Below are 21,630 nucleotides of genomic sequence, written 5' to 3'. Positions count from 1 at the left end.
TTGGGTCGGACCCGAACTCGCTGCCGGACCGGGTCGAGCCGCCGTAACTGCCGGCCGTGCGGGCGTTAGGCCACTGCGGGGAGGATGACCTGCTCCAGTACCGTGAGCGGGGTTCGCCACTGGTCGGGGCCGTCGTAGTTGCCGGCGGTGATGGCCACGGTGAGGTCCAGGTCGGGTAGGACGTACAGGCGTTGGCCGCCGTTGCCCATGCCGGCCACCAGCCGACGGCCCTTGATAGATTCGATATACCACTGGTAGCCGTACTGGCCGCCCCAGCTGGTCTGCAGACGTGGCTGGAGCATCGTGTGGATCCAGTCGGCGGGGACGATCCGCTGACCGTTCAGGACTCCGTCGGCCAGCACCAGCTCACCGATCCTGGCCAGGTCGTGGGGCGAAAGTCGCAGCCCGGACGCGGCGGATGCCACTCCGTCCGCACCGGCTATCCACTCGAAGCTGCCAATGCCCAGCGGCGCGAACAGCACGGTCTGCCCGTACTGCGGCAGCGACTGCCCGGTGCCGTCGGCAATCAGTCGACCGAGCAGCGCCGTGGCACCACCGCAGTAGGTCCATCGAGCACCCGGTGGTTCGAGGATCGGCCGCTGCAGGACATACCGGTACCGGTCCGGCGCCAGTTCCATCGCGATCTCGGCGTTGGCCGGGCTGTTGTACGGGAGGTCTTCGCGCCATTCCAGACCCAACGACATCGTCAGCGCGTGCTCGACGGTGAGCCGGGCACGCAGGGGATCAGTTGCCAGGTCTGGGTACTGCGGGAACCGCGGCAGCAGCGGTTCCGTCGGCGGCGGGACCAGCCCTTCGCCGAGCGCGATGCCGTACAGCAGCGCGGTGACGCTCTTGGTGACTGACCGGATGTCGTGCAGCGTCTCGGGTCCGAACTCGACGAGGCCCAGCGAGCCGCCCCAGGCGAAGTCCTCGCCTGGCCTGTAGTGCTCCAGTAAGGTTTGACCCCCGCGAGTCGCCACCACCGCGAGTCGCCACCACCGCGAGTCGCCACCATGGCGTGTAGACCGCCAGCTTGGCCGGTGTGGAGCGCTTACCCACCGCCCGATCCGCCACCATCCGGGCTCATCGCCTTCACCCACCCCAGGAAAGATCCACTGGCGCTCGAAACCAACCGCGTCGGTGGATTGAGGCTCAGTAAGAAGCCATTTAAGATGGCAGACCCACGCGTACTGACATCTTCGTACCAGTGAAGAGAGTGCATGGATAGCGTTGAGGAGGCCAAGTGACGGTTGCCCGTCTGCGCGACATCCCGGGCATCGGCGTCGACGCTGTCGGCGACGCCGCGGACGCCGTAGCCGACCCGGACTTCCTTCGCCTGGAGAATCTCGACACCGACCTGCGACCCCCCGCCGTGGCGGTCACGGCGACCCGGGCCGCGATCGACGATGACGCGGCCAACAGCTACCTGCCCTTCCAGGGACAGCGGTCCCTTCGCTCTGCGGCCTCGGCACACGTGGGGCGCATCGCCGGTCGCGGCTACGATGCCGACACCGAGTGCGTGAGCGTTGCTGGCGGGCTGAACGGCATCCTCAACACGCTGCTTGCCACGGTCGAACAGGGCCAGGAGGTCGTGCTGGTAGATCCCATCTATGCCGGCCTGGTGAACCGAGTCCGGCTTGCGGGTGGGGTGCCCCGCTTTGTGCCAGCCCAGGCCATGTCGGACGGCTGGTCCGTTGATCCAGAACGCCTTGCCGGCGCTGTTGGATCCGATACCGCCGCTGTCCTGATGATGGGCCCAGCTATGCCGACCGGTCTGGTCCTAGACGACCATCACTGGTCCGCGCTGGCCGACGCCTGTGGGCGGCACAACGCTTGGCTGGTCTACGACGCGGCTATGGAACGGATCCGGTTCGACGGTCGCCGCCCGAGCCATCCGGCAGCCCATGACGGCCTCGCCTGGCGCACCATCACGGTCGGTTCGGCATCCAAGGAACTGCGGCTCATCGGCTGGCGTGTCGGTTGGGTGGTAGGCCCGGCCGACATCATCGCCGACATCAAGCTGGTTGGCCTGACCAATGTGGTCTGCCAGGTCGGGTTGGCACAAGGCGCGGTGGCGGCCGCGCTCGACGCACCGGATGCCGAGGCCGATGTTGCCGCTGCCACCCGCGAGTGGCAGCGGCGCTGCGCCACGGTGCTAGACCAACTTGCCGACTATCCGATCATCCGGCCGCACGGCGGCTGGTCACTGCTCGTGGACGCCAGGCTCCTGGGGCTGACGCCCGCCGCGCTGTCTCGGCTGCTGTTCGACCGAGCGAAGGTCGCGACCACGGCCATGGATGGCTGGGGCCCAGCGGCGAGCACTACCTACGGATCGTGTTCTCCAACGAACCGGTCGATCGCCTCACCAGCCTCGCTGACCGCTTCCGTCAGGCCATCGGATGACTCAGAGCCGGTTGCCATGATCGGCCCATGGCCGTCCGAAATCCACACTGGTCCGAAGAACTGAGTCCCCAGATACACCCTCTCCGGCTCTGCTTGCCCGTGCCTGGGTGATGGGGCATGAGAAGGCTCCGGCGCCATGTCCGACGGCTCCGGCGCGTCGCAGGATGGGGCTCAGCGGAGATCCAGAACGGCTCACGGGCATCGCACAGTTTGCGGCCGATACTATGGACCTGGCACTACCGCGATCCGGAAGACGCGGTGGACGCTTCGAAATCCAGCGCGACGGATGACCCGTTACGCCGCGAGGTTGGTTGGCTCAGTGGAGCACAGTTGGGAGCCTGATCGGTTCGACACCGGCCCGAGGCTCCGCGAGTGGTCCAGCGATCGGATGCCTGTTGGATGTGTGGTTCTATCGCTGTCCCGCGAGCCATTCGTCGAAGGTGGTCGGCGCGATGCGGGCCCCCTCGGCGGGCAGCAGTACGGTGCCGGCCATCTCCGGGCCGAGGTTGGCCGACCACGTCGGCACGAGCTTCACCGTGTGGCCGCGCGATTCGTTGGTGCGTCGTGCCATGTCGACGAGGTCCTGCGGTTCCGGGCCGGCGACATCGGCGTGGTGGCCTTGCGGCTCGCCCGCCGCGATCTCGGCGAGGATGTCGGCGACGTCTTCGGGCGCGATCGGCTGCACGAGCAGAGGCGCGATCGTCGCGACGCTGTCGCGCTCGGTCCAACCCGCGACCATCGCGGCGAAGTCGTGGAACTGCGTGGTCGGGACGATCGTCCACGGCAGCGGGCCGGCGGCCACGAGCCGCTCCTGCTCGCGTTTGCCAGCGTAGTGTGCGGTGCCCTCGACGCGATCGATCCCGACGATTGAGAGCAGCACGTGGTGTCGGACGCCGGCCCGCTCTCCGGCGGCGAGCAGGTTGCGGGTGGTGGTGCCGAAGTACGCCACCGTCTCAGCGTGGCCGGCGGCCGGCGCGTTGGTGACGTCGACGACCGCGTCGACGCCCACGAGGGCCTGTTCGAGCGCGTCACCGGTTGACAGGTCTACGCCCAGCGAACGGCTGATGCGTACGACGTCGTGTCCATTCCGTTCGAGGGCGGCGACGGTGAGGGCGCCGATGTTTCCGGTCGCCCCGGCGACTGCGATCCGCATGATGATCCGTCCTTTCGCTCGTTGCCGTATCGACCGTATCCCGGACCTGACGGATCCGCAATGTCTGCGATAGGCTGACGCTGTGAAGCTTCCGGTGAGCACTGAATGGCTGTTGCACTGTGCCGCGACGCTGGCGCAGCTCGATCCCGGAGCCACCGCGTCGGCGGCGCAGCTCGCGCAGTACTACGACCTCCCGGCGGCCTATCTGGCCAAGCAGCTACAGGGGCTCGTGAAGGCTGGCGTGCTGATCGCGACGACGGGGCCGCGCGGCGGGTTCCGGCTCGCGCAACCGGCGTCCGAGATCACGCTGCTGCGGATCGTGGAGGCGGTCGACGGCAGCTCCCCGCCGTACGAGTGCCGCGAGATCCGCCAACGGGGACTGGGAGCACTTCCTCCCGAGGAGTGCCAGAACACCTGCGTCCTCGCGCAGAAGATGGCAGAGGCGCACGACGCGTGGCGGCACAGCCTCGCCGATGTTTCCCTCGCCGACATCATCGCCACGCTGCCCCCGACAGCACCGGCCCGCACCCGATCCCGCCTCGCATCGACGGCGGGGAACCCGCCGTCGCACCGATCGCCGTCAGATGCCGCCGACCCGCCGCCTCGCCCACGTCGGTGATCGACGTCCACCAGAACCCGTCGCCGACGCGTATCTCGCCGTCGCCGAGAAGGTCGAAGCCCTTTTCCAACAAGGAAACCGCTACCTGCCGACACCATCGGACCGAAGATGGCCTCGCCTCTGCCGCGAGCACCACCGTCTGCTCGGCAACGGCTACTGCACCGGCCCACCCGAACTCGACTGCGCCTTCGAAGCCATCTGCGAAACCTGCGCCTTCTTCCAGGCCAACGTCGAGTTCCGGCCTACCCTGCAATGCCAACGCGATCACGCCGCCAAGCACCACCAAACCCACCGAGTCGATCTGTTCGACCGACTCCCACCCGCGTCAACCGACACGTATCAAGATCAGCTTGACAAGGATTACCTACATGATGCCGATGTGCGGATGATGGCCTCGTTGCCCGAGCGTCCGCTGATTGCGCCGCTCACCACGTCGGCTACTCGAGCTTGACGGTCGCCGATAGACTTGACGTGTTCGTGATCCCGGTGTCCGTTGCGAACCGACGTTCGCGTGCGACGGCCGGGGTGGGTGTCAGCCATAGGGGAGCCGGGGCAGCGACTAGCAACGCGCATGCGGTACCCGCCGCGCGTGGGGTGGTGGTTTTCCTGACGACGTTCGAGGCCGTAGCGCTGCTCGGCATCCTTGCCGGGTTGCTCTATTTCCTTGTGCTCGGAGCCCAGACAAGGGCAGCGATGATGGATCAAGAGTTCACGGGTGTGGTGATGGACTACCGGGAAAGGCACACCACGCTAAACACCGGGGTCCGACACGACTACGTCCTCACGGTCCGTACCGTTGATGGCGAGCTCATCGAGTTCGTGGTGGATCCCCACGCGGACAAGGGATTCAAGTTCGGAGATCTAGTCGTCAAGCGGAGGGGAGAGCGCTGGCCCGTGAAGGGATGAGGGCCGCCACACATGGCGCCGTCGCCAGCAGTGCGTTGGCAACGGTGTCCAACATCGCCAGCGCGAGGACCCTGTCTGTCAGGCTGGGATGAGGCAGCCATTTCGGGGCGGGCCAGGGGTGTGCATTCGCAGGTGGCGTCCCCGGACGGTTTCGCGCAGGGGCACGGATTGGCGGCGAGGACGAGCTGCACCCGGGCCGGGTAGTCGGCGCCGCCGCGGGACCGTGCCAACCGGACCCGGCCGTGTTCGAGTGGCTGGCGCAGCGCGTCCAGGGCGCCCTTGGCGAACTCGGGTGCCTCGTCCAGGAAGCCTGATGCGCGCCCAGCCTGGCTGGTGTCGTTGCCGTCGTTCGTGGCGTTGATGTCGCCGGCCGTTGTCGTGGTGGCGGTCGTCGGGGTGCTGGGCCGATGACCGTCAGGGGATAGGTAGAGGGGTTCCGCCCCCGCCGCCAACCGGCGAAGGGGCGGAACCCCTCGTATACCCGGGACCGGGTCAGCCAAAGCAGCCGGGGACGTTGACGCAGTTGTTGGGCCGATTCTCGATCACGATGGTGCCGGTGGCGGTGTTCAGGTTCACCGTGCCGCCCGCTTCGTTGAAGATCCCGCCGCCGTCGGTGACGGCGATGTTCTTGGTTATCTTGGTGGCGAGGAGGGTGAGCGTGGCGCCGTTGACGTTGTCGATTCCGCCGCCCTGATCGGCCTGGTTGCCGACGATCTTCGTGTGCCGCACCACCAACTCGCCGCTGTTGACGATGCCGCCGCCGTCGGTGACGGCGGTATTGTTCTTGATGGCGCTGTCCTCTACGACCACGGACAAGCCGACGTCCACGGACAGCCCGCCACCGATGCCTGTTGTCGCGGCGTTGTCGGCGACGATGACGGTGCGAAACGTGTACTGCCCGCCCGCGAACCCCAAGACACCGCCGCCAACAGGGGCGGCGTTGTTCGTGATGTGGGTGTTGGTGATCGTGCCCGTCCCACCTCCGACGAGAAGACCGCCGCCTGCGGACTGAGCCTGGTTGGCGATGATCACGCTGTGGTCGACCCGCACAGCGACCCCGCTGGTAATACCGCCGCCGAACGAGGCGGTGTTGGCGGCGATGCGGGACGTGCCGACCGTGAGCAGGCCGCCGCTGCTGCTGATCCCGCCGCCGCTGCTGGCGGTGTTGTGGCTGACGGTGGAGTGCTTCACGTGGGTGGTGCCGTTGGTGGCGATGCCACCCCCCGAAGCGGCGATGTTGCGGGTGATGATGCTGTGGTTGGTGGTGAGGGACCCGCCGGCGTTGATGAGGATTCCCCCACCGCTGTCGGCGGTGTGACCGCCGGTGATCTTCAGGTGGTTGAGGGTGAGCTCGCCGCCGGTGTCGACGGTGAGGATTCTGAATTGGTCGGCGGCGGCGGCGCGTTTGATGGTGGTGTGCTTCCCGTTCATGGTGATCGGGGTGGTGATCGTGGGTAGCCCGTTGCCGTTCTGCGCGGCGGTGAGCAGGTAGGTGCAGTCCTTGGCGAGGTCGAGGACGGCGCCGCCGTGGGTGTTGGCCAGGGTGATCGCGGCGATCAACCGGTCCGCGTCGCAGGGGACCGGTATGCCCTTCCGCTTCTTCTTCCCCTCACCCTTGTCGCCCTTCCCGTTGTCCTTGTCGCCCTTGTCGTGGTTGCCCTTGTCGTGGTTGCCCTTGTCGTGGTTGCCGTGGTCGTCGTCGCGGTGGTCGTCCGCGGAGGGCCGGTCGCGGATGGATTTGCCGGGCAGATCAGCGCTGAGCAAGGTGGTGGTGACGGTGCGTCCGACAGTGTCGGCGGCCGTGGTGGAGGCAACCCCGGCGCCGGTGAGGGCCAGGCCGGTCGCCCCGGCCAGCCCGACGGTCCACCACCGCCACCGTGACCTCGTGCGGTCCATGCCTGGGCGATCGGGTTCGTGTTCGTGGGTGTGGTGTTGGTGAGGCATCGCGGTCTCGGTGTCCTTCCCCGTCATGGACGAGGAACCAATCACCCAGGGGCGGGGGGTGGAGGCTCCTCGGCTACCAGGCAGGCGGTAGCAGCCGCATTCCACGATATGTGTAGGAACCTCTTGAACAGGAAGAAACGTGAAACTTCGGCTGAAAACGGATAAACGATGTCGTCATCGTCGGTAGCTGGCCGGCACCTTGCCACCGGGCGTCTCATGGTGTCGGACAGCCTGATCTTCACGAACGGTAGCGATCCCGCTCGGCGGGCAACTGGCGTCGTCAAGAAATTCGGATACACGCCACGGTTCTTCGGGGCGGTGGTATACGGGCCTCGTCCAGGAAGTCTGATGCACGCCCAGCCTGGCTGGTGTCGTTGCCGTCGTTCGTGGCGTTGATGTCGCCGGCTTGTCGGGGTACGGCCTGGAGGGCTCTGTCGCTGATCTTGTGACGGCTCGCGGTGATCGCCAAGATCGTGTCGCCGTTGCGCAGGTGGGCCAGGGCGAGCAGCGCTTGGCGTCCTGGTGGCAGCCGGCGTCATCGGGACCCGTGTTGGTTGCGGTGGGCGCGATACGCTCGGCCAGGTCGTTGAGGGTGCGGTTGGACAGTGGGATCGTGGCGGGGTAAGACAGCATGGCGAGGCTCCCGGTCGGGGCATCGGGTCTTGGTCGACTGCTGTCTTACCTGGAGCCTCGCCCTTATCGATCTCCGGCCTGCCCGCACTCGTCCTGACCAGCAAGATCAGACTGGAAAAGGCTCACTGAGGCCGTGGTGTCCGTGCTGGTCGGGTGGTTGCGGGTGTCGCGTTGATGACGCTTGCGGCTCGGTGATCACCAGCTTGGTGAACAGTGCCTGGTGGGGCTGGTTTCCGAAACCGCCGATGGGCTGCCCGAAGCGCTCGCCGGTCTGCCTGATCCACGCGCCAGGCGAGGTGTCGGCACCGGCTGACAGTCCCAGCCGGCGTGGCAACTCCCGCCGCTTGCCGTCGCCGCGTGTCTACTGCTCGGTTCGGTTCAGACGTGTTCCCTGTTCTGCTGGGGAAACCTCGGGTTGGGGGTGGCGAGGCTGCGGGCTGCCTCGCGCAGGGGATGCAGGAACGGGGCGTCCTGCCATTGAGCCGGGCCGTAGCGGGCGTAGGCGAACATGACGGCGTGGTGCCAGGCGGACGGGCCGGAGAGCCGTAGCGGTTCGACCTCGGCGAAGGTCAGGACGCAGTTCGGGCCGTCGATGGTGTATTCCATGGCCGCGTCGTGGTCGAACGCCAACCACCGGCCGCCAAGCGAACACCAGGTGGTGGTTGGCGTCACGACGACCCGCGCGTACGTGAACTCCCGCCACTGTGGCTGCGCCAGGCTCGCGGCGCGGGACCGAGCGACGCTGTTGCCGATCATGTCGCCGACTACCGAACCGGTGACGAACATGGGTGAGCCGACAGCGAACGTGCTGCTCTGTCCGTAGGTGACGGTAGTGCCGTAGAAGCGGGAGTAGGTGAACGGGGCGTCCAGGTAGACCACGCCGGGCCCGATGAAGCCGAGCGCGACCACGGTGGGCGGTGGCTCCCCTCGGGCGAGTCGCTGGTGGAGGCGGATCGCTTCGATCCAGCCCTGTTGCAGGGCCACGTCGGACGGTTGCGGGCGGTGTCGGGGTGGCCGGTGGGCGGGCAGCAGGCGGCCCAGCCCGTAGGCGAGCGCGTAGGCGGCCAGCGCCAACGTCCCGGTGAGGCCGACCACGACGACGCACACCCATCGGGCGTACGCGAAGCGGCACCGCCGGCGCCCGTCGACGACTCCGAGAACGACACCCACGACTACGGTTGCCACCAGAGCGGCGAGGAAGCCGAGGTAGACGACGACCGCCCGCATGGTGATGGAGTAACACGGCCCGGCGACGCCATCGATCATGTCGGTTGACGTGGGCCCGTGCTCGGTGACGCACTCCACGTACCGCCCGTTCAGCCGGACAACCAGCAATCCCCACGCGAGCAGGGCGGGCATGCCGACTGCCGCGACCACCCAGTGCCGCCCGCCCCGCCGACGCGACTGTCGATCGCCTTGGCCGGGAACTGGTTCACTCATTCGATTGCCCCCTCAATCGTCTGCGTTGTCAACGAGGCGGTTGCCGGTGCCGGCCGTCAACGGCCGCCGTCAACACATCCCCTCGCGCGATTCCGCCGCGCCGCCCTGGCGCCGCCTCCGATCAATCGTCAACGCCGCCACGCGCTTCAGATCGTGGCCCGGTAGGTTGCCAGGTTGTCGACACAGCCCTTGAGCGCACCCGCCGAGTCATGGACGTGACCACGGGCCATCGTCAGTTGGGCCTCCACACGCTTGACCACGTCCGGGCGTCCACCCGCCAGCACGACGCTCAGCGCGTTCTGGCTCGCCCACATCCGCTGGTGAACGTTGGCGAGTTGCCGCGAGGCGCGGTTGAGCTGATCCATGACATTGTCCAGCCCGCCGATCACCTGCCCGGCGATGCTCGCCGATGCCCTGCCGCGCGATGACGCGACAGCGGATGACGCGATGCCGTGACGGCGACTGCGCCGCCCGTTCCGAGCGATTCCACCGCCTTTGGCTGCCGTAGCCCTCCGTTGGTCGCGTCGTTCCCGGAGATGGTCGAACCCGGTCACGACGAATGCCTTGCCCTGCGAGCCCACCATGCCGCCGATGATCGCACCGCCCGTGGAGGCGACGGCAGGGGAGACCGGCAACCCGTACCGTGTGCCCGCGAGCCCGATCAACATGCCGACGCCCGCACCGCCCCACTCGATCAACTTGCCGAGCGTTTCCTTGGCACTCTCGTACTTCAGCCGGCGCGCGAACGGCCGCTCCTTCTTCTGCTCCCTGCGCCGCTTGCGTCCGTATCTCATCGTGTCACGACGGCGTCCAGGAACGCGCAGCCGGTGGAGACCATCAGCGGTAGGTTCAGGGCCGTGTCTCGCGCGACCTCGGCGTCGGTCAGGCCGAGCACTTCTTCACCCGCTTCGCGCTCCTCGGATTCGTCCGCGTAGTAGATGCACGCCTTCCACACATTCGGGTGAAGAAAGGCGTATGACCACTGCGAATAGACCTGTACTGGCACGGCGACCTTGGGCTGGCCGGCGTGGCCGATGCGGTGGAGGTGTGGTTGCTCGGGGGTGGAGCCGAGACCTTCTCCGAGGGGGAGGAGCTTGTGGCGGCGGAAGACCGGTTCCAGGTCGCCGTCGGTGTCGAACTCGACGAGGAGCCCGCGTTGGATCAGATCGTCGACTAGGAGTGTGGCCTGCGGTTCCGGACTTGGGGCGGTCTCCAACAGTCGGATCAGCGACTCTCGGTTGACTTCGAGCTTGGCGTGGCGCTCGGCGTCCACGAAGGCCGCCGCCCAAGTCGCCGCCTCGGTCTCGGTCAGCTCCACCAGGTCGTCACCGAGATGAATCTCGTAGCACTCGGGGATCGGGTCCGGTGGTCGGACATAGCGGTAGCGGGGGCCCATCGACAGGCCGACCGGGACGATGACACGTGGCATGGGGACCTTCCCGGAATCAGACGCTGGCGGCGTACCGCTTGGTCGCGTCGACGGCGCCCACCGCGAGCTGAGACGGCTCGTTGAGCTTTACCTTGACTTGTTCCATCCGGCTGATCGCCTCCCCGATCATCGGGTGGCCGGTCCCGGCGGTGACCGCACGCAACAGCGCCAGGCTTTGCTCCAGCGAGTCGTGTACGGCGCGGAGCTGGGACATGTGCTGCTGCGTCGCCTGTAGCTGTGACTGGCTGGATCAAGCTCGGGTCGAGCGGAAACGTACCGGAGCGCCGGGTCAGGCGCGCGGGGATCCGCCCCTCACTCCCGCAACGAAGGCAGCCCAGGCATCCGGCGCGAATGCCAGCACCGGGCCGGTCGGGTCCTTGCTGTCGCGGAGCCCGACGATGCCGGGAAGATTGTCGGTGACCTCGACGCACTCACCGCCGTTGTTGCTGCGGCTGGACTTGCGCCAGCGGGCACCGGTCAGATCAGGCACGGGAATACTCCTCTGCGACTTGCTGGATCAGGCTCTTCGAGCGGGACTCGTTGAGGGTGCGCCCCGCCATGTCGCCCCAGATGGCGTTGTAGGCCGCCGTCTCGTGCGGCTTATCGAGGTAGATCGCCCCGGTCGCGGTCTCCAGGTAGGTCACCGGCGGCTCCACCTCCTTGCCGTTGTCGTCCTGCTGGAACTCAAGGACCGAGAAGGCTCCGGTCGTCGCCCCAGCGTGTAGCCCGGCAGAAAAAGTTAGAACCTGTACGGTCACGTTCGGTAGTTCCGCGGCCTTCACGATCTGGTGCAGTTGTTCGGCCATGATGGTGGCGCTCCCGACGGGGCGGCGCAACACAGCCTCGTTGACTATCACGCTGAGTTGCGGAGCGGAGAACCGGGTGAGAAGTGCTTGCCGTTCGACCCGAAGCTGGATGGCGCGCTGTTGCTCGTCGGTAGCCTCCGCGTCGACCGCACCGCCGGGCATCTGAAAGAGTCGCTCGGCGTAGGCGCGGGTCTGGAACAGGCCGGGGACCAGTTCGGCCTGGTACTGCCGGATGCTGGAGGCGGCGGATTCGAGTCCGATGTAGAGCTGGAACCAACGTGGAAGGCCCGAGCCGACGTAGTCGTGCCACCAGTTCTTGTTCTCCCGAGTGGCGGCCGTCATCGCGAGGAGCAACTCGCTGTCCTCGGCGGAAGCTCCGTAGAGGTCCAGCATCTGCTGCACGTCGGCCTGCCTGAAGCGGACATGCTCGGCACCGTTCTCGATCCGATGCAGGGTCGCACGTGCTCGATCCAGGCGCTCGGCGGCCTGCTCCATCGTCAACCCCGCCGCCTTGCGAAGCGACTCGAACTTACGCCCGATCTGCCGACGCAACATCGTCGACCCCGTCACAGCTTGTGACACTCTCCAACCTCCGCTTGTCGTAGTCCGTAGACAGTCGCCCGTCCAATTGAACATCGGCAGTGTCTCTTGGGCAATAGACACGTCACCGAATGTGGATATCTAAAGCAAGGACGTGAGTCGGACGAGGCTCTTGCGATGTTGCAATTGGCTCCTTTCAGTGCTTCACTGCCTCTGCGGCCACTGTGGAGTTTGTGCTGCTCAGCGGTCATGTCGGGGCCCTGCTGTCGTACTGCTGATCTTCAGGCTGCGGTGGCAGGTGCCGGGTGGGCCCGCCGGTGCGGGGCGGGTCGGCGGGCCCACCCCTTCCACAGGTCAATTTCGACGGTGAGAGGCAGGTGCGGTCATGCGCGTCTTCTTCCGGCGTGCCGGGCGTCGTCAGCGATCGGTCCTCGGGCCGACCTGCTACCGCTCGGCGGCCTACCATCCGCTGCGGCCGTGGCAGGTGCGCCAGCGGCGGTTCCGGTCGACGCCGCTGGGTCGGCGCGGGTTGGACCCGCAGGAGGTGGGGGAGTTCCTCGACCGGGTCGCCGGTGACCTGGCCGCCGTCTACGACGCGCTGGCCCGCAGCCGGCGGGAGACCGACCGGGTCAAGGACGCGCTACGCCGCTGGCAGTCCGAGCAGACCCGGGCCCGGCAGGCGGACCCGGACCAGGGGCCCCGCCGGTGACCGGCCGCTACGTCGTTCACCTGCCGGTGGTCGCCCGCGACCTGCCCGCCGCGCAGCGGCTGGCCCGGGTGCTGGCCCGCTGGGCGCTGGTGCTGCCGCAGACCGACCCGGGGGAGACCACCGTGTCGGCCGAGGACGAGCAGGGCGTACGCCATCGGGTCTTCTGCGACCTGCCGCTGCCCGGCGGCCGGCGCTGCCTGCTGCGGGACGGCCACGACGGTGCGTGCTCCCGCCGGCTCGGCGGGCGGCGGCCGTGAACGCGAAAGGTGGGCTCGTGAGCCCCGAGGTCGTGCACGAAAGGACGGAGCGATGCACGAGGTGATCGACTGCGACGAGTGCGACGGGCTGGGCTTCCGGGTGCGGCGCTGCTTCTGCGCCCAGGGCGGTGACCAGCTCGTCGTCGACGGGGACCGGTTCGCCGACCAGGCGTACGCCGGCTGCCGGGTCTGCGGCGGCGACGGAAGTGTGGCCGCGCCCTGCGACCGGTGCGGCCGTGCGGGACGGCGGCGGGCGCAGCTCGTGGTCACCGTGGCCAACCTGGACACCGGGGCGGCGGCGTCGCGGCGGCTGCTGCCCGGCCGCCTCGACCCGCCGGCCGACCCCGACACCATCACGTGGGCGCGGGACATCGTCACCGGGCTGGCCGGCGTCGTCGGCGTGCGCGGGTTACGCCCGCGCTGGGGGCGGCGTGCGCTGGACGACGAGCTGTACTGGCTGTCCCGGCGGTGGCGGTCCGACCTGCCGGCGCAGGAGCAGGAACGCCTGGCCCTGGAGGCCGAGGCCCTCGCCCGGCAGGAGCACGCACCGTGGCGGGTCTGTGTCGGACACGGCACCGAAGCGCCACCGCCCCCGAGCCCGGTCGCGAGCTGGCCCGGCTCTGCGAACTGGCCGACCTGCTCCACCTCGACCTGGTGGTGGAGGCGCGACGCCGGCGCGACGAGGCGGTCTGGGCGATCCGCTACGAGCTGCCCGGCGGGCGGGTGCCGCTCGACCCGCAGGCCCACGCCCAAGACCTGCCCTCGGCGGTCGCCGCGACGACGTTCCGGGACGCGATGCGCGGGATCGACGAGCGGGGGCGTGACGCGCCCGCCCACACCGTGCGCCCGGTGCGAGCTGCCGGCGTGCCGTCGGGCGTGGACCTCGACCGGCTCGGTCGGGCCGTCCTCGCGGACCTGGCCGACGACGCGCCCGGCGCCCAGGCGGTGTGGCGCGACGGGCGCTGGTGGCACACCCCGTTGCGGCCCGCCGGCAGCGTCGAGGAGCTGCATGAACGCGACACCGGCCAGATCGTCCGGTATGTGCGGGAGATGGTGCGCAGAGCCGTGGAGCCGCCCGACCCGGCCTGGTGGGGCGAGCCAGTCGAGCATCGGCCGTGCCCGGACTGCCGACCCGGCACCCGGCTGCGCCGCTGCCACTGCCGGGTCGGCGCGCCCGGTCCCGACCCGCAGTGCGCGCGCTGCTCCGGCGCCGGCTTCGCCTCGTCGGGTCTGGCCTGCTTCACCTGCCGCGACGGCGGTCGGATCCCGGCGGCGTTGACGGTGACCGTGACCGACCTGCGCCGGGTGCGCCACGAGACGTGGCGCCCGGCCCCGGGGGAGTCGGCGCCGGTGGCCGGGCACCAACCCAACGGCACGCCCGTGCACCAGCTACGCCCGCGCTGGCGGCTGTCCCGCCACGCCACCGTCTTCGGGGTACGCCCGGCCGACCTCACCCGCCTCGACGAGGAGCAGCCGGTCGACCAGGACTTGCTCGACGGCACCGTGACGGTCTACGACCCCGCCGTCGAGCCGGCCCGCCGGCACGTCGAGCGGATCGGCGCCGGGTTGCCCGGAGCCCGGCTGTTCGTGCTGGCCGCCGCGCCCGACGCGCCACCGCTGACCGACCTGCTGCGGCTCGCCCACGCCCTCGACCTCGCCGCCGTGGTGACCTACTGCGACCACCGGCTCGACACGGGCGACCCGACCAAGGTCCAGGGAGAACGGTGGGACATCCGCCTCGCTGCCCGGGACGCGCCGATCGGGGCGGAGTTCCCGTTCTGCGCCAGCGTCGAACTCGCCGTGGCCCGGTGCGTCGAGTACCTCGACAGTCACCTGCTCGCCGCCGTGCCCCGGGAGCCGGACCGGCCGGTGCCCGCGCCGCAGGCGGCACCGTCGCCCCCGGTGGTGGAACCGACCGCGCTGCTGCGCCGCGTCGGCCGGCACTACGCCGGGCGGCCGGTGGTGGTGTCGGTCGACCGGACGGGATGCCGGCTCTGGCTGGACGAGGGGGGCCACGTCCAGCCGGTTGCCCGAGCCGCCACCCTCGAGGACGTGGTCTCAGCCCTGCGGTTGCCCGGGTCGGAATAGGAAGAGGCCTTGATCATGGAGTCGTGGTGCCCGGTTGTCGCTCGAGGTGATCACCCGTGCCCCGCCCCGCCCCGTCGCTCAGCGTGTCTCCGCGTGCTCGCCGAGGAGATCGGCGTACCTGTCGGCGTCCATCGTGTCGTAGTGGCAGCGGGCGCGGATCCGGTTCAGCCGTTCGGCGATCTCGTCCGGGTCGATGTCGAGGCGTTCGCACAGGTCACGGTGCGCGTCCACGAGCGGCTCGGCGATCTCCTCCGGCTCGGTGCGAGCGACGTGGTAGGCGTCGCGGAGATGTCCGGACAGTTCGTCCCAGACGACGATGGCCTCCTCGACCAGGTCGAGCGCGGACGGCGTCGCGGGGTGGGCGCACAGGATGTCGACCTCGGCCGCCAGGCGGTGCCCGGCGGCCTCCACATCGGAGATCTGCCACCTGCTCCCGGTGGTCACGCCCGACGCCTCCCGGACGGCGGCCCGGAAGTCGGCGAGGCCGGACTCGTCGGCGGCGTCGAGCATGCCGGCCTCGGTGAGCAGCAGGGTGGCGAACAGGCGGTCCCGGACCGCGTGCCCGGCCACCAGGTCAGCCAGTTGGTGGGGCGCCAGCCGCTGCACCGCCTGAAGGTACTGGGAATGTTCGTCGGGCTCGACGGGGGCGGCGCCGGGCGGGGTCGCGGCGCCGGAGAAGGTGACGCCCGCCTGGAACGCGGTCAGCGCGGTCGCGACCCCGTGCGCGCACAAGTCGTCTCCGACGACGATCCCGCAGTCGCAGTCGCCGGTGAAAACCCCGTCGACGATGCCCACCCACGACTGGATGACGACGTCGTCGTCGCGCACCACTGCCTGAACGCCACCGCCGGCCGGCTCCACCTCACCGACGCCGTCGTCGGTCAGCAGCCGCGCCGCGGCCTCACCCACGGCCGTAGGGATCGAATCATGAAACGCCTCAACGTCGATGCGGACCGCCACGGACGCATACCCTACCGGTCGGACCGCGGGCGGGTGGCGACAAGGACCACCGCCGGGGCGGTCACCCGCCCGGGTCGCAACACCCGCCGGGGCCAAGGGATTGGTTCGTCCAACTCGTCGCCATCCGGGCGACCCTCGCCGCACCGGCATCGGCCCTAACGAGTCCTGGACGGCGTTCCGGAGCGGCACCGATCCGATGTCGCCGGAGCGCGGGATGCCTGGTCGACCACGACCGCGAACGGTGTCTGCTCGCGCGCCTGGCCGAGGGGATTGTCGGCGAACGCGCGGGCCAACACCGCTTCGGGCAGATCAGCGTCGTGGCCCAGGACGTCCTGCCCGAAGTCGTTGGCATCGATCACCACGGTGCCGCCGAACCGCTCTGCGATCTCTGTGGGCAGGACCGCCCGGATCGCCGCTGTGGTCTCCCGGGAAACCCTGGCCGGATCGGTCGGCGCCAGCTTCGCCGAGATGTTCGCCGGGTAGGCCGAGTACTCGGTGGGCCCGTCGATCGCCCGCACCGCCGGGCCTGTGACCTGATAGAACAGCCCGCGTCGCCCCACCGCCTTGCCAGCGGCGGCGACTGCCGAGGCGATCAGGATTCGCGGCAGCCCGACCTCCTGGATGGCCAGTTGCATCGTGGCCGGGTGCCCCAGCCCGATGCCGTACGGAGTATGACGGACGAATCGGGACAGGAGTCGAGCCCAAACCCCACTGCGGATGTCGTCGACCTTGAAGATCCGTCCCTGGGCGACCGCGACCACCTTCTCGCTGACAAACAGGTACCAGCGTCCGGCGTTCGTCAGTTGCTGGGCGGGGAGTGGCATCTCGGGTACCTGCTTGAAGAACTCCCCGACCCGGGTGGCGGCGAGCGTCGGCACGTCGTCGCCGGTCGCGATGAGATCGGTGCGAAGGGGAAACCGTGCCCAGGCGCCATCGGCTAGCAGCAGTTCCTTCTGGGCGTTGGGGACGAAGTCCGGCTTCGGGGGCGCCTGCGGGTGTAGCCCCGGGAGATCCGCGTGCGAATCGTCGTCCTGGGGGCGGGCTGCCCTGAGGGACGTGACGCGATCGCCTGAATCCGATCGGACTGCCGGTGGCGCGTCGATGAATTCGCGCAGCCACAGTTCGACGTTGAGGATTCGCCAGAACGTCATGCTTTCCGCGCCGCCCCTGCCCGCTACGTAGTCCTCGAAGGCCCTTAGTACGGCGGGCTGGTCGAAGTAGGGTCGGGCGCCGAACGACTGCGAGGCGAAGACTAGGTACACGTCGTTCTTGATCCGCCTGAACCAGCTGTCCTCGGGCGTGGTGAAACCAATCTTGTCGCGGCGACGATGCACCAGCCGGGGCAGCAGATCGGTGGTCGCGTCCCGCAGTGCCCGCTTGTTCCAGCCGCGGTGAATGATGGCTGAGGTGTCCAGCGACCACACCGTGCGCAGCAGGGTGGTGTCCAGGAATGGCACCCGTCCTTCGATGGAGAACCGCATGGTGTTCCGGTCCTCGTAACGCAGCAGGGCCGGCAGGCTGTGCCGGAACAGGTCCTCGGCCAGGCGCGCCTTGATGTCGTTGTTCACCGTCGGGAAACGCTCGTGCCGGTAGGCCGTGGCAAAGTCTCGGCCGAGCAGGGCGTCGGCCGGTGCCAGTCGGCGGCGGCGTACGGTGTCGGCCAGCCGGAACCGGCTCAGCCGCCACAGCACGTCGAGGGACCGCGACAGTTCCGCGGCGGCCCGGACCGGTTGGAGGCCGCGCAGGTTCACCAGGTAGTACGGCAGGTAGCCGGCAAGCATCTCGTCCGCACCCTGACCGTCCAGCATCACGGTGACGTGGCGGCTCGCCTCGCGCATCACGCAGTACTGTGCATACGGGGCGGTGGAGATGACCGGCTCCTCCTGGGTCCGCACGAAGTCACGCAGCTCCACCAGAAACCGGTCCGGATCAGGGCGCACCTTGTGGACCTGCAGCGCGTCGCAACCGGCCACGACCGCGTCGACGTAGTCCTCCTCGTTGTTGCTCTCGCCGGGGAAGACCGCCGAGAACGTCTGCTGGGTCGCACCCACCGGCTGGGCGGCCCGGTCGGCGGCGGCCAGGAGCCGTTGGATGGTAGCCACCAGGGTCGAGGAGTCCAAGCCACCCGACAGCGCGGTTCCCACCGGAACGTCACTGACCAGCCGTGTCTTGATCGCATTGTTGAGCGCGGCGGTGAACCGCTGCCGGCCTGCCCGGTCGTAGGGCTTCGGCGTCGCGGCGAGCCGGTCCATGTCCTCGTACAGGTTGGTGTAGGTCGAGCGTTGAATTCGGCCGTCCGGTGAGAGTAGCGCGAGTTCGCCGGGCATCAACCGGCTGATCCCGTGAAAGAAGGTGCGGGTGGTGTCGTCGTGTGTCCGAAACCGTAGGTATCGATAGATGGTGAGGTCGTCCGGCTTTCGTGGGATTGCGTCGCTGGCCAGCAGCGGCCGAATCTCGCTGGCGAAGAACACCCTGCCGTCCCCGTCGTCGGCGAGGTATAGCGGCTTGATGCCGAACTGATCGCGGGCCAATACCACCTCCCCGCGTTCAAAATCGGCGATAGCCAGGGCGAACATCCCGTTGAAATGGTCGAACGCCGCCCGGCCCCACTGGGTCCATGCGGCGAGCACGACCTCGGTGTCACTCGCGGTGGTGAAACGATGGCCGAGACCGGTCAACTCCGCGCGCAGCTCCCGGTAGTTGTAGACCTCGCCGTTGTAGACCATCGCGTATCGGCCGTCCGCTGAGCGCATCGGCTGCTGGCCGCGGGCCCGGTCGATGACCACCAGCCGCCGGTGCGCCAGACCGATCAGCCCTTCGGCCAGATATCCGTCTCCGTCGGGACCCCGGTGCACCTGAGCATCCGCCATGCGACGAAGCACCGGCTCACCCCAGATGGCGCTGATGCCGATATAGCCAGCTATCCCACACATGCGCTAACCACCCTTTATGCCCGCTTCGTGGGCATAACGCTAAGCGGCGCGGTTGGCGGCCCCGGGACGGTCGGCACGAACATGGCACGATCGGGGTACAGGCAGGTCAGTCCCAGTCCGGAAGTGCGTCAGCGCCGCTTAGGCTGGCATCGGTGCCGCCGGGGATGACTCTTCCCAGCCCCCTGACGGAGCGGTGGTTATCCGCCGCGTGCGCCCACCTGGTCGGTCGAGGCCCGGCAGCGTGGTGAGCGCCCCGGCCAGCCGTTCCGAGCAGGGACGGCGCACCATGTCGGGCACCCGTACGTCGTGGTCCGCCAGCCGCCCAGGGCGTTCCATGGCGATGGTGCGCGCCGTCGGGGTCGGCGCCGAACTCAGTGCGCGACCATCGCCTCGCGCGCGGTGTGACTCGCCGTACGGCTGGCCGGGTGCACGACCAGGTGACCGCCCACCGAGTCCTCGCCGCGCAGGTACCGGCCGTAACTGAGCATTCCGTCGATCAACCGGTCCACGTCGTGGCGCGGGCGTACGACCAGGCGCAGGAACTGGCTGGTCATGCCCAGCTTGTTGCCGCACTCCCGGACGAACACCTGGTGCTGGCTCATCAGGTAGTCCCGCATCGCCGTCCCGTTCTGCCCGGGCGGCAGCTTCACCAGCAGGAAGTTGCCCTGTGAGGGGAACACCGTCAGTCCCGGCACCAGCCGCAGTGTCTCGGCCATCTGCGTCCGGTCCCGGCGCAGCAGTCGGAGACTCTCCCGATACTCCGCTTCATAGTCCTTGATCATGTAGACCACGGCCTCGGCCAGTGAGTTCAGGTTCCACTTCGGCAGTGCCTTGCCGACCCGCTCGGCCAGCGCCGGATTCGCCGTCAGGTAGCCGAACCGGATGCCGTGCAGGCCGAAGTTCTTGCCCAGGCTCTTCAGCACCACCACGTTAGGCCGGATCGCCGCGTCCCGGGCCAGCGAACCGCATCGCTCGGCGTCGACGAAATCGATGAACGACTCGTCCACGACAACCAGGTCCAGGTCGTGCAGGCCGTCCACGAATCGGAGTAGGTTGCGCCGCGGCAGGTACCCGCCGTCCGGGTTGTTCGGGTTGCACACCACCGCGACCCGGGAACCTCGATCCCGGATGAACTGCTGGTACGCGTCCAGGTCCAGGGCGTACCCCTCAGACTCCTGCAGCAGGAACATGTCCACCCGCTTGCCGGTCTCCAACGGCTGGTCCGTCCACCGCCCGAAGGTCGGGATCGGGACCGCCACGCTCTGCTTGATCAGCAAATGGTCGATCCAGGTGATCAGCTCGGTGGAGCCGTTCGCCATGGCTACGGTCTGCGGGTGCAACCCGAGCACCCCGGCCAGTTGCTTGGTGATCGACGTTGCGTCGCTGGGGTAGTACTTGAGGATCGTCGTCAGGTTGTCCGCCAGCGTGGCGAACATCTCCGGTGTCGGGAAGTACGGGTTGCATGGGATGCAGAAGTCGACGATGTCCGCGTCCGGACCCATGCCCCGGGTCAGCATGAAGTACGAGGCGCTGTGCGCCCCCTTGTCGAGCAGGCTCAGGTCCATACCACTGTCTGGTCGCAACGAAGCCTCCAAGGATCCACGTCTGTCCGAGCCCGGCCCCCGCGCACAGGTTCCCGTGTCACCGTCCTGTGAGGATCCGTACAGGACGGTGACACCGTCCTGTACGGATCAGTGCGCCGTGCAGATCAACCCCGCGTCAACCGCGCTGGCCGCCGGTAACCCGATCCCAGGGCGCGGACCGACTCGAGGACCGGGCCAGGAGGACGCCTGATTCACGCACTCCGTCGGTTGTGTGGGTTAGCGGCCGATCTTGTCTAGCTCGGCGAGGTCGTCGTCGGACAGGGAGAGTCCCGCGCCCGCGATGTTCTCGCGCAGGTGTGTCGTGGACGAGGTTCCGGGGATCAGCAGGATGTTCGGCGAGCGTTGCAGCAGCCAGGCCAGGGCGACAGGCATCGGTGTTGTCCGCAGCCGGGTGGCTACGGCAGACAGTGCCGAGGACTGCAGCGGGCTGAAGCCGCCGAGGGGGAAGAACGGCACGTAGGCGATGCCCTGATCGGCGAGCGCGTCGATCAGCTCGTCGTCTTGGCGGTGCGCGAGGTTGTACATGTTCTGTACGCACACGATCGGCGCGATCGTCTGCGCCTCGGCGATCTGGTCCGGCGTCGCGTTGCTCAGGCCGAGGTGTCGGATCAGGCCCTGTTGCTGGAGTTCGACAAGCGTCTCGAACGCCTCGGCGACCGAACCGGGCTGGGGTCCTTCGGCGTTTCCGAGCCGGAGGTTGACCAGGTCGAGCACGTCGAGACCGAGGTTCTCGAGGTTCTCGTGCACCGACCGGCGCAGGCTTTGCGGGTCACGGGCCGGGGGCCAGCCGCCCTGCTGGTCGCGGTTCGCGCCGACCTTGGTCACGATGTGCAGCGAGTCGGGGTACGGGTGCAGCGCCTCCCGGATCAGGCGGTTGGTGACGTGCGGCCCGTAGGCGTCGGCGGTATCGATGTGGGTGATGCCGAGCTCGACGGCCTCGCGGAGAACGGCGAGCGCGCCGTCGTGGTCGGCCGGCGGTCCCATCACCCAGGGGCCGGCGAGTTGCATGGCGCCGTAGCCGAACCGGGTGACGGTCAAGTCTCCGAGCGTCCAGGTGCCGCCGGGAAGGGAAGTGGAGGCCATGCTCATATCCTCTGGCTTTCGTGTGGTGCTGAAGGGGTCTGGTGCATCGCGGATGCATGCTCCACTATCAGGGGGTAACTTCCCCATGGGAAGTAGGCACCTAGAGGTGCGTAACATACCGGT

The 21,630-nt window shown here is 68.5% G+C and carries 17 protein-coding genes and 5 pseudogenes; 7 read left to right on the top strand and 15 right to left on the bottom strand.

The window, feature by feature from the left end; all coding sequences use genetic code 11:
- Positions 1 to 65 precede the first annotated feature (65 nt).
- Positions 66 to 1,048, bottom strand: a pseudogene (locus QTQ03_RS08370) (serine hydrolase domain-containing protein); the annotation flags it as partial.
- Positions 1,049 to 1,243: 195 nt separating this feature from the next.
- Between QTQ03_RS08370 and QTQ03_RS08365 the strand changes: the two are divergent.
- Positions 1,244 to 2,403: pseudogene (locus QTQ03_RS08365) on the top strand (pyridoxal phosphate-dependent aminotransferase).
- Positions 2,404 to 2,812: 409 nt separating this feature from the next.
- On the opposite strand, the gene QTQ03_RS08360 reads toward QTQ03_RS08365, so the two are convergent.
- A complete protein-coding gene (locus QTQ03_RS08360; protein WP_289277488.1) occupies positions 2,813 to 3,556 on the bottom strand; it encodes an SDR family oxidoreductase in 744 nt (247 codons plus the stop codon).
- Positions 3,557 to 3,638: 82 nt separating this feature from the next.
- Here QTQ03_RS08360 and QTQ03_RS08355 point away from each other — a divergent pair, with 82 nt between their 5' ends.
- From QTQ03_RS08355 to QTQ03_RS08345, 3 genes are read left to right on the top strand one after another with little or no spacing between them, the layout of a single operon-like run.
- Complete coding sequence (locus QTQ03_RS08355; RefSeq protein WP_289277487.1) at positions 3,639 to 4,175, top strand: RrF2 family transcriptional regulator; 537 nt, start codon at positions 3,639 to 3,641, stop codon at positions 4,173 to 4,175.
- Complete coding sequence (locus tag QTQ03_RS08350) at positions 4,141 to 4,626, top strand: hypothetical protein (protein ID WP_289277486.1); 486 nt, start codon at positions 4,141 to 4,143, stop codon at positions 4,624 to 4,626. Before QTQ03_RS08355 ends, QTQ03_RS08350 begins: the two co-directional genes overlap by 35 nt.
- Complete coding sequence (locus tag QTQ03_RS08345; RefSeq protein WP_289281033.1) at positions 4,623 to 5,081, top strand: DUF7489 domain-containing protein; 459 nt, start codon at positions 4,623 to 4,625, stop codon at positions 5,079 to 5,081. The genes QTQ03_RS08350 and QTQ03_RS08345 overlap by 4 nt, the downstream gene beginning before the upstream one ends.
- 107 nt (positions 5,082 to 5,188) lie before the next feature.
- Here QTQ03_RS08345 and QTQ03_RS08340 read toward each other — a convergent pair.
- The 9 genes and pseudogenes from QTQ03_RS08340 to QTQ03_RS08300 form a co-directional block, all read right to left on the bottom strand.
- Positions 5,189 to 5,533: pseudogene (locus QTQ03_RS08340) on the bottom strand (ATP-binding protein); the annotation flags it as partial.
- 40 nt (positions 5,534 to 5,573) lie between these two features.
- Positions 5,574 to 7,052 (bottom strand): right-handed parallel beta-helix repeat-containing protein, encoded by a 1,479-nt coding sequence (locus tag QTQ03_RS08335; RefSeq protein ID WP_289277485.1) that lies wholly within the window; start codon positions 7,050 to 7,052, stop codon positions 5,574 to 5,576.
- A 427-nt stretch (positions 7,053 to 7,479) separates the two neighbouring features.
- Positions 7,480 to 7,658, bottom strand: a pseudogene (locus QTQ03_RS08330) (IS5/IS1182 family transposase); the annotation flags it as partial.
- Positions 7,659 to 8,036: 378 nt separating this feature from the next.
- The gene (locus tag QTQ03_RS08325; protein ID WP_289277484.1) at positions 8,037 to 9,098 is read right to left on the bottom strand and encodes a hypothetical protein; all 1,062 of its coding nucleotides are present in this window, start codon (positions 9,096 to 9,098) and stop codon (positions 8,037 to 8,039) included.
- A 146-nt stretch (positions 9,099 to 9,244) separates the two neighbouring features.
- Complete coding sequence (locus QTQ03_RS08320; RefSeq protein ID WP_289277483.1) at positions 9,245 to 9,892, bottom strand: hypothetical protein; 648 nt, start codon at positions 9,890 to 9,892, stop codon at positions 9,245 to 9,247.
- A complete protein-coding gene (locus tag QTQ03_RS08315; protein ID WP_289277482.1) occupies positions 9,889 to 10,527 on the bottom strand; it encodes a hypothetical protein in 639 nt (212 codons plus the stop codon). Before QTQ03_RS08315 ends, QTQ03_RS08320 begins: the two co-directional genes overlap by 4 nt.
- Positions 10,528 to 10,543: 16 nt before the next feature.
- Positions 10,544 to 10,741 (bottom strand): hypothetical protein, encoded by a 198-nt coding sequence (locus QTQ03_RS08310; RefSeq protein WP_289277481.1) that lies wholly within the window; start codon positions 10,739 to 10,741, stop codon positions 10,544 to 10,546.
- 75 nt (positions 10,742 to 10,816) lie between these two features.
- A complete protein-coding gene (locus QTQ03_RS08305) occupies positions 10,817 to 11,017 on the bottom strand; it encodes a DUF397 domain-containing protein (protein ID WP_289277480.1) in 201 nt (66 codons plus the stop codon).
- Positions 11,010 to 11,888, bottom strand: coding sequence for a helix-turn-helix domain-containing protein (locus QTQ03_RS08300; RefSeq protein WP_289277479.1), 879 nt, complete (start codon positions 11,886 to 11,888; stop codon positions 11,010 to 11,012). Before QTQ03_RS08300 ends, QTQ03_RS08305 begins: the two co-directional genes overlap by 8 nt.
- 370 nt (positions 11,889 to 12,258) lie before the next feature.
- On the opposite strand from QTQ03_RS08300, the gene QTQ03_RS08295 reads away from it, so the two are divergent.
- From QTQ03_RS08295 to QTQ03_RS08285, 3 genes and pseudogenes are all read left to right on the top strand, one after another.
- Complete coding sequence (locus tag QTQ03_RS08295) at positions 12,259 to 12,582, top strand: DivIVA domain-containing protein (protein ID WP_289277478.1); 324 nt, start codon at positions 12,259 to 12,261, stop codon at positions 12,580 to 12,582.
- Positions 12,579 to 12,839, top strand: coding sequence for a hypothetical protein (locus tag QTQ03_RS08290; RefSeq protein WP_289277477.1), 261 nt, complete (start codon positions 12,579 to 12,581; stop codon positions 12,837 to 12,839). Before QTQ03_RS08295 ends, QTQ03_RS08290 begins: the two co-directional genes overlap by 4 nt.
- 52 nt (positions 12,840 to 12,891) lie before the next feature.
- Positions 12,892 to 14,927: pseudogene (locus tag QTQ03_RS08285) on the top strand (hypothetical protein).
- 78 nt (positions 14,928 to 15,005) lie between these two features.
- Here QTQ03_RS08285 and QTQ03_RS08280 read toward each other — a convergent pair.
- The 4 genes from QTQ03_RS08280 to QTQ03_RS08265 form a co-directional block, all read right to left on the bottom strand.
- A complete protein-coding gene (locus tag QTQ03_RS08280) occupies positions 15,006 to 15,836 on the bottom strand; it encodes a hypothetical protein (protein WP_289277476.1) in 831 nt (276 codons plus the stop codon).
- A 206-nt stretch (positions 15,837 to 16,042) separates the two neighbouring features.
- Positions 16,043 to 18,820, bottom strand: coding sequence for an asparagine synthase (glutamine-hydrolyzing) (gene asnB / locus QTQ03_RS08275; protein ID WP_289277475.1), 2,778 nt, complete (start codon positions 18,818 to 18,820; stop codon positions 16,043 to 16,045).
- A gap of 371 nt (positions 18,821 to 19,191) precedes the next feature.
- Positions 19,192 to 20,403, bottom strand: coding sequence for a pyridoxal phosphate-dependent aminotransferase (locus tag QTQ03_RS08270; RefSeq protein WP_289277474.1), 1,212 nt, complete (start codon positions 20,401 to 20,403; stop codon positions 19,192 to 19,194).
- Positions 20,404 to 20,640: 237 nt separating this feature from the next.
- The gene (locus QTQ03_RS08265) at positions 20,641 to 21,507 is read right to left on the bottom strand and encodes an aldo/keto reductase family oxidoreductase (protein WP_289277473.1); all 867 of its coding nucleotides are present in this window, start codon (positions 21,505 to 21,507) and stop codon (positions 20,641 to 20,643) included.
- Between the last annotated feature and the right edge of the window lie 123 nt (positions 21,508 to 21,630).

Source organism: Micromonospora sp. WMMA1363, assembly GCF_030345795.1.
Lineage (GTDB): Bacteria > Actinomycetota > Actinomycetes > Mycobacteriales > Micromonosporaceae > Micromonospora.
This window is presented reverse-complemented; position numbering and strand designations above follow the sequence as displayed.

Coding starts and splice junctions, on each gene's coding strand:
- QTQ03_RS08360 (WP_289277488.1), bottom strand. CDS start 3,556: ATGCGGATCGCAGTCGCCGGGGCGACCGGAAACATCGGCGCCCTCACC.
- QTQ03_RS08315 (WP_289277482.1), bottom strand. CDS start 10,527: ATGCCACGTGTCATCGTCCCGGTCGGCCTGTCGATGGGCCCCCGCTAC.
- QTQ03_RS08295 (WP_289277478.1), top strand. CDS start 12,259: ATGCGCGTCTTCTTCCGGCGTGCCGGGCGTCGTCAGCGATCGGTCCTC.
- QTQ03_RS08310 (WP_289277481.1), bottom strand. CDS start 10,741: ATGTCCCAGCTCCGCGCCGTACACGACTCGCTGGAGCAAAGCCTGGCG.
- QTQ03_RS08320 (WP_289277483.1), bottom strand. CDS start 9,892: ATGAGATACGGACGCAAGCGGCGCAGGGAGCAGAAGAAGGAGCGGCCG.
- QTQ03_RS08300 (WP_289277479.1), bottom strand. CDS start 11,888: ATGTTGCGTCGGCAGATCGGGCGTAAGTTCGAGTCGCTTCGCAAGGCG.
- QTQ03_RS08335 (WP_289277485.1), bottom strand. CDS start 7,052: ATGACGGGGAAGGACACCGAGACCGCGATGCCTCACCAACACCACACC.
- QTQ03_RS08350 (WP_289277486.1), top strand. CDS start 4,141: ATGCCGCCGACCCGCCGCCTCGCCCACGTCGGTGATCGACGTCCACCA.
- asnB (WP_289277475.1), bottom strand. CDS start 18,820: ATGTGTGGGATAGCTGGCTATATCGGCATCAGCGCCATCTGGGGTGAG.
- QTQ03_RS08325 (WP_289277484.1), bottom strand. CDS start 9,098: ATGAGTGAACCAGTTCCCGGCCAAGGCGATCGACAGTCGCGTCGGCGG.
- QTQ03_RS08265 (WP_289277473.1), bottom strand. CDS start 21,507: ATGGCCTCCACTTCCCTTCCCGGCGGCACCTGGACGCTCGGAGACTTG.